Here is an 8,892-nt window from a genome sequence, read left to right on the forward strand (position 1 = left end):
CACTAGAGGCTTAATCTGGTGTAGTTTTTTTGTATCTAGTTAGTTTTTTATTAGAATCGCGTGAAAAAAGTGGCTAAACTCTTAATTATCCAATTCTATCAGGATGAATAATGAAAAACTTTTTGTATGATGAAACTTCTCGAAGAATAGTAAAAACGCTGCACAGATTTTTGTGCAGCGTTCCCTTAATTAAATAGATGTTCATATGGAGCGATATCAATTTGCATTTCATCTAATTTTTTGCGTAAAAATTTATGGTCGCGCTTAGGCGTTGCTTGAATATAGCCACGAATAATCAAATCATGGTTAATGGCAGATGCTTTTTCTTCTAAAGCAAGCTCGCCAATTTTTCCTGCTATTTTTTCCTTTGCTACTTGTCTAAATAGCTCAGGTACAGGGCTTACAAGTTCATATAAAAGCTCTTTCTCAGGTTGTCCCCATAAATGAATGGTCTTATCTAAATAATACTCTTGCCAATCTAAATCAGATTTACCGTCCTGCTTCGGTAATGCCTTTAAAAATTTTCGGAACATAAAAAATCCGCCTATCGCCATAAACGTAATGAGTACAACTACCCAAAATAGGATAAACCATAAAAACCAACCTTCTAACAAATCGTTCACCTCTTTGCCTTCTCTCACTCTATTATAAAAGCTTACATAAAAAAATTCATCCTTAATGTCCCTTTTTTAGCAATAAGTCTGTATATATTGTGTAAGAAAGGAGGTGATCCTCATGGCAAATGTCAATTTCTTAGGTGCAACTTTTCGCTTAAAGTATGTCACTGGACACAATGATCAAAATGAGCCAATGTTCACAACTCAAACGTACCGTAATTTAAACGGCTCGCATACGGCAGAGGAATTAGTAGCAGTAGCTTCTGGAATTGCCAGTCTTTCCTCGCACACATTAGATAGTATTGTAAAACAAGAAACAACAGATTTATCCTAAAGGAGGGAAAAACTATGACACAAGTTTTAGAGATGCAATTTGAAACAGCAACAGGGAAAACAGCAACGATAGCGATTGATGCACCGAAACCGAAAGTAACAGCGGCAGAAATTCAAAAGGTAATGCAAACGATCATTACTAAAAATGTTTTTGGTGGACAAGCTGGTGCTCTGGTTGCGATAAGCGGGGCACGAATCGTTGATCGACAAGTGACGGAATTTAAATTAGAAGTAGAATAATCAAGAATGGTCTTTGCAGAATGTTTTGCAGAGACCATTTTTAGCAAAAGTAGAGGAGGAATTCATATGGAACAGTGGTTAAACATGATATCGGATGTCGGCTTTCCTATCTTAGTGTCGTTTTATTTACTACACCGGGTAGAGGTTAAACTGGATGCTATTCATGATGCACTTGTCTCCTTAGAGTGATATGGATTTGTGGAGGACAAAGCGCATAGAGAACGTCCCGTGCCTTTCTATAATTGGTTAAATGAGCGTGATAGTCTTAGGAACCGGATCAAAGTGAGGTGAAAACGATGGCATTTGAATACTTAGCAACTTATAAAACATTTGAAACAGTAGCAGATATGGATAAGAGTGTGGAAGACCATATGGCGGCACATTATTATGACTTAACAGAATCACAACGCGCTATCGTTTTCAAGCTTGCTTCACACAGCTTGGAACATCCAGGAGTGTGTCACCTTAAAGCAGGTACCATTGCCGCAGCATTAGATATCAGCACAAAGACGGTTTATCGAGCTATTTTAAAATTGGAATCGCTAGGAATCGTTAAAAAAGAAACGACTGTAAAAAGTAAAGGTGGTCAAGGTGCAAGCATTTATATCATTTTGCCTTACAATGTCTCACCGTCAATGTCCGACCGTGAAAATGCTGAAAAACCTTGTGAGAGTAACATTTGTCCTCCACAATCTGAAAACCAATCTTTAAACTCTTTTAATCTTTTAAGTTCTAAACAAGCAAATAATAATTTATGTGAATTAGAAAATGAATTGGCTTTGCAAGCTGAAAAGAAAAAGGAATACATGAATGAGTACCAGGAGATGCTATTTGATTTCATGAGTAGCTTGCCATTAGCAGATAACCTAAAAGATGAATTGTATAAATGCGTATTGGCTACTCAGGTTCAAAGTGCAACTGACTTTATTAAAGCTAAGAACGTGTTATTTAAAATCGCTATGGATATTAAAGAAGGTGTACTTACAGTTACAAGTACTTTAAGAGCCGTATTCGTAGGGGCATATAGTGAGGCTGTGGAGCGTTTGAGTAATAAGTCTGCTAAATCATCATCTGTGGAGGACAAACCACGTAGAGAACATTCTGTACCGTTTTATAATTGGTTAGAAGAACGTGATAGTAGTACACAATCAAATAATAAAAGACCAGGTAATTTAGAGAACTGGCTTGAATGGTAAAGAGGAGGAATATAAGATGACTCATTATGAATATATGGAGCAACATGGTCAAATGAATATGTATGATTTTCTATCGGTCAGGAATTGGACCATAAGCTAAATATGGACCGATTGCCATCCACAACTGTTAATAAAGTTGTTGATAAGAAGAAGTATAAAGGTGCAAGTAAAAGAGGATATATTGTGCGGAGATAAGAAAGGGGTTAATCCCTAATCATTGTTTAATGACTTTTAGGATAACCCCGAATTTTTACTGGTTAATGTTGTGGAAGATAGTCTTGGCCGTTTATCGTCACTTTAGAAGCTGAGATAAGGATTTCTTCGTTTGCTTTAATATATGGAGCTAAAATATTGTAAAAATCATCCCATTTTTTTTCTTGTTCTTCTTTTTCATCAAGAGCTAAGTATTCTTCATAAAGCTGTTTTAATTGCTTGCTATCTGCTTCACTCACTTCGAATTCAAAGTCAGCCATAAATTCTTCAAATGTTTGAGGCTTTTCGAACTGATTAAGGAGTCCATAGAATTCTTCGTGTAGTTTATCATACATCTCATCATTTTCATCTTTTAATGCTTTTTGTAAATCCTCATGAAGAGTTTTTAGTTTGGCTAAAGTTTCAGCGGGGATATCTAATAATTCCGTGACTTCCATATAGCTATCCATAAATTCTTCAAATGTTTCTGGCGGATTTAGTTCGTCTAAATATGGTTGAAGGATTTTATGAAATTCATCAAGTTTTTCATTAGCTTTTTCTTCATCACCACTTTTTTCAAGCTTTACCCATTCGGTATAAATAGCTTTAAGCTGTGTAGTATCGTTTTCTTTAATAACGATATTTTTCTCATTAAATCCGTAATCCTGTATAAATTCTTCGAAAGATTGTGGTTGCCAAGCAGCTAAATAATATGGCTTTGTAATTTTATACATTTCTTCGTGAATTTTTTCTATTTCTTCATATTTCTTTTCAATCTCTTCTTCAGTCGCTTCTTTTTCTATTTCAGCTGACACCTCTTTTTTTAGCTTTTTGATTTCATTAAACATTTTTTCTAATTTTGTTAAATCTTCTTGTGTTACCTCTTTAGGTAAGCCTCTTTTAAATACGTCAAACGTGTAAAAGTCTGAATAATTCTCTACTAAGCTACCTTCTATAGAAATTTCTTGTCCTTCTACTAAATTCATTTTTTCTAATTGCTCATCTGAAAATTTTAATAAACTGATGAAGTAATTTTTACCATCTCTCCCCTTAAGGATCATTCCATCGCTCTCGCTGTAGATGTCTTTAATAGTTCCTGTAATTTTTTGTTCAAGTTGAACGGTAATACTGCTATTGTCTGTTGTTTCTACTGATGCAGCTCCTGCTTGAAGTGGTGTCAGAACAGCCATTCCTATTGTAAGTGCAGAGGCAACCATCCAAGTTTTCTTAATCGGTTTTTTCATATGTATTTCTCCTTTTATTTTAAAAATTAGTTTTTACCAACAATTGGACGATTTACCATCTAAAAAGTTCGCTGTTTTATAAATAAATTAGTTTTTTTAATTAAATAACCAGAAAAAAGACCACTCCGAATGGGTGGTCAAAAAAATAAAACACTAAATAGCAGCCTTAGTTATAACGAAGTTGATTTACTTTTTTTCGCATTTCTAACGTCTCCAGGTGGGCGAGTGGGTTCAGTATGTTCATCACGCTCATTAGGTTTTTTAATATTTGATTGTTTTGTTGACTCGTCTGTTGCAAATTCTGTATCTTTTTTATCCCTTTTCATTTCGACACCTCCTAAAGATATTATTTAACTTAACTAATAAAATATACTTTGTTTATGAGTGGTCTAAAAAGCGAGGTAAACAAAAGGGAAACATTATAGTCATAAACCGTTGATATATCAATGTTTTAGTATGTCCTCCTGGGACTTCAATGTAAGCCTTACAGCCATAACGGTTGTAAGGCTTTTTTAGTTAGAGGGTACTGTTATTGTACCCGAGTAATAGCAAATTAAAGTTCAACTTAAACAATAAAGACCTAGATTACTTAATTGCCGTCTTGGTTTTTAAAAATTGCTTATAAAATCATATAAAAAAACAGTAAAATTTTTACTATTCGCTGTGGTTATATGATTTAATAAAGAGGTACATAAATTTAATGATGAATTGAATTTTTACATATTGTTGATTATGTCATTATGTCTTATTTCCATGGCATTTTTTAAAAGCATAAAAAATGAATCAAGGATGTGAAGTGAGAAGTGTGATGTTGAAAAACAAAATTATTTCAGCTGTCATTACATTAATTCTAGGAATATTTATTATTCCATTATTTATTGAATATACATATAGCATTTCATATGGTATTTATGGTACTGCCTTTACTGCACCTGCCATGCTTATAGTTGTTGTGGTATCAGTGGTGATTGAAAAATACAGTAAAAATAAAAATGTTGTATTTATGTATATTAAACACTTGATTTGTGCATTATTTTTTTCAATACTATTTAGTTTAGCTAATATTGATATTTTTAAAGATACATTTTACCTAACTTCCTCAATAGGCAGTATTTATATAACAATATTTGTGATTATTGATTATTTATTTAAATACTTATTAGGTTGTTTTTCTGAAAAGCGAGGGGGATAATAATGAAGAAATTTTTTGTTGTGTTACTAGCAGCATTTGTATTTGCAGTAGTAAATCCAACGAAATCAGAAGCAAAAGTGATGTATGATGGGGCTGAAGTAGTAAAAGGGCAAACCGGAAAAATGACCTTTAAAAAAGACATCAAGGTGTACAAGAAAAATCCAGATGGTACGTTTGATTCTTTAGTGGTAAAGCGAAATAACTTCTTTAGAACGTATGATATTGAAAAATATGATGGCAAAACATTCTACCAGATGGGGCAATATCGGGTACAAGCAACTGATTTAGTAGTTTTCAAAGAAGTACCAATAAAAATTCGTGCATCTTTCTATAACGATCCAACATACCTAGTTATTAATCGTGATCTTGTTAGTGACAACGGATATTACGGACAATATTTCAGCAGACTAGGGGTTTCTTTCTTGGATACAAATAATGGACAACTACTTTCTTATTGCGAGAGTGATGGAGATGAGGGGCAATGGTGTTCTGAGTATCGAGGTACAGATATTAAGATCGCTGAGAAGATAAGAAGAGAAGAAGGCGTGCGTTATGAGCTAACTAAAGATATACAAGAGCAACTCTCTCCAGTAGAATTTGCTGTTCGTAATGGAACAGTGCATTTAAAGGGAAGTACTTTTTTATCACTAGGCTATGAAATTAATGGTCATCTATATGTAGAGAATGGCTTGGAAGGAAATGACGCACGAGGTATTTGGGTTCCGGTGAAGTTTTTAAAGCCAATTGGAGATAAATAAGACTTTAAAGATGTTGGAATAAAAATCCTCATCATTACGACTCAAGCAGGTAACTTCTTAAGAACGAAAAAACCAAGCACCCAATGGTTCGACTAGTGCTAAAAAAACTCCAGAAATTATTTGGTCATACATTCCTAAAGATAGTGCCAGTGTATTTGATTTATATAAATTGTAAGTGTAAACGTAGGCAGTCCTTATAATAGTGACAATAAAAACTAATTGTTAAAAAAGAAGCTACAAAGTGGGCTATTTTTTAAGATTGGTTTGACATGCAGATAGGATGTTTATCGATGTCTTGGGCTTAGCTGAATAAAATATATAAAGACCACTCCGTTTTATGGGTGGTCTTAAAATTTGTATTTATGGAGTCATTTAATTGGCTGGAAAAGAAATCAATGTACCAATAAATGTTAATTTAAGTTAATATTAATCTGAAAGAAGTAGGTGATAGTGTTTTAAGTAGATTTAAAGGGGGCTATATTTAGGTTGTAAATTATAGTATTACAAGGTGGGGTAAAAACCAATTTAAAAAGCCCGGAGGAATAGAATATGAAACAATTGGGGACTCTATACTTTTTCTGTGGAAAAATGGGAGCAGGAAAATCAACTAAATCAAAACAATTGGCTATAGAAAAACATGCGGTACTGTTATCTGAGGATGAATGGCTTTCATCTCTTTATCCCAATCAAATCACATCATTTGAGGATTATCTAAAATTTTCAGCGCAGCTCAAGCCGATGGTGAAAAAGCTTGTCCAAAACATATTAAGTGTTGGTACAGATGTAGTGATGGATTTTCCAGGTAACACTCAAAAACAGCGAAAGTGGTTTTTGGATATAGCATCAGAGGTCAATGCAAACCATCAACTAATTTTCCTTAATTTAAATAACGAGCAATGCTTAAGTCAAATTGCACAAAGGCGTAACGAACAACCCGAAAGAGCAGCTTTTGACACGGAAGCGACGTTTATTCATGTTACTAAATTTTTTGAAGCACCAGAAGCATCCGAGGGTTTAAATATTTTAGAGTTTAGTAGAAAAGAATAACAAGGAGATCAACATAGCGTTATAGTACCAGAAAAATAATTTGCTGAACTAACCCGCCAATAGAAACCCCTTTGGAATTCCACAATGAGCTAATAGAAGCTAACTGTTATTTAGTTATCGGGCGCGTTTATTTAGGAACGCGTCTTTTTCTTTTAAAGGGCCATATTGTTGAATAATACATGTTAATTAAATACGGTTAGTGTTTATACTTGAAACCTTCCCCACAATTTTTTATATTTGAAAAATATAATGCAATGGACTCTACTAATCTTTATTGGAATTTAACACTACATACTTCGAACTAAAGTATCTACTGCAATAAAATTAATATTGTAATATACTATTTTAAATAGGTTAACAATGTTAATTTATGTTATTCAAAGATCTCTAGAATGTTCAGTAAAAAAATATTATTAGGAGTCCTAAAATGAAAAAGAAAATAAACTATTTAATCTTACTTTTAACTGCCATCTTTACAGTTGGTTGTACTAACGTAGAAGATGTATCGAATACTGATGGGAAAGCTGATTCACAAGAAGTAACTACAAAAAATAGTGAAAAAGAAAAAACTACGACTGAAAAACAAGTAGTAGAGGAAACATCAACTCAATCAAAAGATCAACTGTTCAAAGGTTACAAACTAATTGAAGTTGATGGTGGTGATTTGTCTGGACATCGCGAACCTAACGTCGTCGTTGACATTGGTTTTGGGGGCCGTGAGTATTGGTCCTTTACGAATGAACACGGGCAAATAGTCCGTGTCATTGCTAACGAAATCGTTCTACAAGATGATCGTACCGAACCAGTAACATCGTCTGGCAGATACTACGCTGATGAAGCAAAAGTTCCTGGTGTCGAAAGAGCAGATTTAGATGAAGGACATATTATTGCAGATTCTCTTGGTGGGGTATCAAATGCTTATAATATTACGCCACAAGATAGTACGCTTAACCGACATGGTGATCAAGCATATATGGAAGACGCTATTCGTAAAGCTGGTGGAGCTACTAATTTTGAAGCAATAATCACATATCCTAATACGGAAACGCAGATTCCTTCTCATTACAAGTACACTTACACTTTAAAAGGGAATAAAATTGTAGATGAGTTTGATAACGGCAACCCTGATGAAATAAATAAATCTCTAGGATTAACTGAAAGTAAATCAACTAACTCAAATAAGTCAACAAGTTCTAATAAGTCCAATGCTTTGAATGGCACTGAAGATATTTCTAGCGTGGATACAGATGGAAATGGTCAAGTAACGATTAAAGAAGCAAAAGCAGCAGGTTATAGCATGCCAATATCGAGTGATCACTGGTTATACCCATATATGCAAGATAATGATAACGACGGTATGGTAGGGGAATAAGCACCTAGAACTCAAGGCAAAGTAAATGAATGAAATAAACGGATGACTTTACAGAAACAATCAGGCGCGATTGTGGTAGAACCATTAGATTTAAACAACTTTATTATTATATTTTTCAGTGCATAGAGCATCTGACATCAAAAATTGAACAACTATATTTTAACCTCGTCCAAACTTAGAACGGGGTTATGGCACTTAATGTTACCAAACGAAGGTTGAACAATTTAATTACAATTTATGTCTATATTGAAAAAGGGAGGTGTCATTATGTGGTTAATATTAGGTCTTATTGCTATAGTAGCAACTTTTATAAATCTTTATATGTATACAACAGGTAAAGATTATAAACTTGCGATGGCAATGGGGTTATCATTTACAGCATTGACACTCTGTGCAGAACATAGCTTTGTATCTAATTGGATAAAAGGTGAAGATTGGTCGGCTTTAAGGGAAGTACCTAATATGAATAAGGCGTTTTGGTTTCTGACAATTGTTTCTATCTTACTAAATATAGCACCTATACTTTTAGAACTAAAAAATAAAAAATAATTACTTATTGTTGTTCATTTGGATTTACAACGGTAAGCAAAATAAAGTCCCCAACAATGAACTGCACCCCATTTGTTAGACACATCTAACAAGGAGGTGCGGTTTTTCTATGGCTAAAATGAGTCCTGAAGATAAATTAGCAGCGGTTCAAC

Annotated in this window: 12 protein-coding genes; 9 read left to right on the plus strand and 3 right to left on the minus strand. The window is 33.8% G+C overall.

From position 1 onward, the window contains the following. Positions 1-185: 185 nt before the first annotated feature. Entirely contained in the window at positions 186-614 is a 429-nt protein-coding gene (locus ACVWXS_RS22755; RefSeq protein WP_456960277.1) for a DUF2621 domain-containing protein, read from the minus strand. A 121-nt stretch (positions 615-735) separates the two neighbouring features. Here ACVWXS_RS22755 and ACVWXS_RS22760 point away from each other — a divergent pair, with 121 nt between their 5' ends. The 4 genes from ACVWXS_RS22760 to ACVWXS_RS22775 all read left to right on the plus strand — a co-directional run bounded on the left by ACVWXS_RS22760 (position 736) and on the right by ACVWXS_RS22775 (position 2,386). Beyond that, the gene (locus tag ACVWXS_RS22760; protein WP_427498054.1) at positions 736-951 is read left to right on the plus strand and encodes a DUF1659 domain-containing protein; all 216 of its coding nucleotides are present in this window, start codon (positions 736-738) and stop codon (positions 949-951) included. Between the two features lie 14 nt (positions 952-965). After that, on the plus strand, positions 966-1,190 hold the full coding sequence (locus ACVWXS_RS22765; RefSeq protein ID WP_456960270.1) for a DUF2922 domain-containing protein: 225 nt from the start codon (positions 966-968) through the stop codon (positions 1,188-1,190). A 66-nt stretch (positions 1,191-1,256) separates the two neighbouring features. Then, positions 1,257-1,379: a YvrJ family protein gene (locus ACVWXS_RS22770; RefSeq protein ID WP_368637489.1), complete on the plus strand. Its 123-nt coding sequence runs from the start codon at positions 1,257-1,259 to the stop codon at positions 1,377-1,379. Between the two features lie 107 nt (positions 1,380-1,486). Beyond that, positions 1,487-2,386: a helix-turn-helix domain-containing protein gene (locus ACVWXS_RS22775; protein ID WP_456960271.1), complete on the plus strand. Its 900-nt coding sequence runs from the start codon at positions 1,487-1,489 to the stop codon at positions 2,384-2,386. Between the two features lie 257 nt (positions 2,387-2,643). Here ACVWXS_RS22775 and ACVWXS_RS22780 read toward each other — a convergent pair whose 3' ends face one another. Then, positions 2,644-3,822 (minus strand): hypothetical protein, encoded by a 1,179-nt coding sequence (locus ACVWXS_RS22780; RefSeq protein ID WP_456960272.1) that lies wholly within the window; start codon positions 3,820-3,822, stop codon positions 2,644-2,646. Between the two features lie 170 nt (positions 3,823-3,992). Then, entirely contained in the window at positions 3,993-4,148 is a 156-nt protein-coding gene (locus tag ACVWXS_RS22785) for a hypothetical protein (RefSeq protein WP_368637494.1), read from the minus strand. 452 nt (positions 4,149-4,600) lie between these two features. Here ACVWXS_RS22785 and ACVWXS_RS22790 point away from each other — a divergent pair, with 452 nt between their 5' ends. The 5 genes from ACVWXS_RS22790 to ACVWXS_RS22810 all read left to right on the plus strand — a co-directional run bounded on the left by ACVWXS_RS22790 (position 4,601) and on the right by ACVWXS_RS22810 (position 8,740). Beyond that, a complete protein-coding gene (locus tag ACVWXS_RS22790) occupies positions 4,601-5,014 on the plus strand; it encodes a hypothetical protein (protein ID WP_456960273.1) in 414 nt (137 codons plus the stop codon). A gap of 2 nt (positions 5,015-5,016) precedes the next feature. Continuing rightward, on the plus strand, positions 5,017-5,772 hold the full coding sequence (locus tag ACVWXS_RS22795; protein WP_456960274.1) for a hypothetical protein: 756 nt from the start codon (positions 5,017-5,019) through the stop codon (positions 5,770-5,772). A gap of 549 nt (positions 5,773-6,321) precedes the next feature. Then, a complete protein-coding gene (locus ACVWXS_RS22800; protein ID WP_374967282.1) occupies positions 6,322-6,819 on the plus strand; it encodes an AAA family ATPase in 498 nt (165 codons plus the stop codon). A 427-nt stretch (positions 6,820-7,246) separates the two neighbouring features. After that, complete coding sequence (locus tag ACVWXS_RS22805) at positions 7,247-8,191, plus strand: DNA/RNA non-specific endonuclease (protein ID WP_456960275.1); 945 nt, start codon at positions 7,247-7,249, stop codon at positions 8,189-8,191. A 267-nt stretch (positions 8,192-8,458) separates the two neighbouring features. Then, the gene (locus tag ACVWXS_RS22810; RefSeq protein WP_456960276.1) at positions 8,459-8,740 is read left to right on the plus strand and encodes a hypothetical protein; all 282 of its coding nucleotides are present in this window, start codon (positions 8,459-8,461) and stop codon (positions 8,738-8,740) included. Positions 8,741-8,892 lie beyond the last annotated feature (152 nt).

This window comes from Lysinibacillus sp. TE18511 (assembly GCF_054062295.1).

Bases quoted from the DNA above. Each gene is read 5' to 3' on its own strand.
- ACVWXS_RS22795 (WP_456960274.1), top strand. From the start codon at position 5,017: ATGAAGAAATTTTTTGTTGTGTTACTAGCAGCATTTGTATTTGCAGTA.
- ACVWXS_RS22805 (WP_456960275.1), top strand. From the start codon at position 7,247: ATGAAAAAGAAAATAAACTATTTAATCTTACTTTTAACTGCCATCTTT.
- ACVWXS_RS22785 (WP_368637494.1), bottom strand. From the start codon at position 4,148: ATGAAAAGGGATAAAAAAGATACAGAATTTGCAACAGACGAGTCAACA.
- ACVWXS_RS22765 (WP_456960270.1), top strand. From the start codon at position 966: ATGACACAAGTTTTAGAGATGCAATTTGAAACAGCAACAGGGAAAACA.
- ACVWXS_RS22800 (WP_374967282.1), top strand. From the start codon at position 6,322: ATGAAACAATTGGGGACTCTATACTTTTTCTGTGGAAAAATGGGAGCA.
- ACVWXS_RS22790 (WP_456960273.1), top strand. From the start codon at position 4,601: ATGAATCAAGGATGTGAAGTGAGAAGTGTGATGTTGAAAAACAAAATT.
- ACVWXS_RS22770 (WP_368637489.1), top strand. From the start codon at position 1,257: ATGGAACAGTGGTTAAACATGATATCGGATGTCGGCTTTCCTATCTTA.
- ACVWXS_RS22775 (WP_456960271.1), top strand. From the start codon at position 1,487: ATGGCATTTGAATACTTAGCAACTTATAAAACATTTGAAACAGTAGCA.
- ACVWXS_RS22810 (WP_456960276.1), top strand. From the start codon at position 8,459: ATGTGGTTAATATTAGGTCTTATTGCTATAGTAGCAACTTTTATAAAT.
- ACVWXS_RS22760 (WP_427498054.1), top strand. From the start codon at position 736: ATGGCAAATGTCAATTTCTTAGGTGCAACTTTTCGCTTAAAGTATGTC.
- ACVWXS_RS22780 (WP_456960272.1), bottom strand. From the start codon at position 3,822: ATGAAAAAACCGATTAAGAAAACTTGGATGGTTGCCTCTGCACTTACA.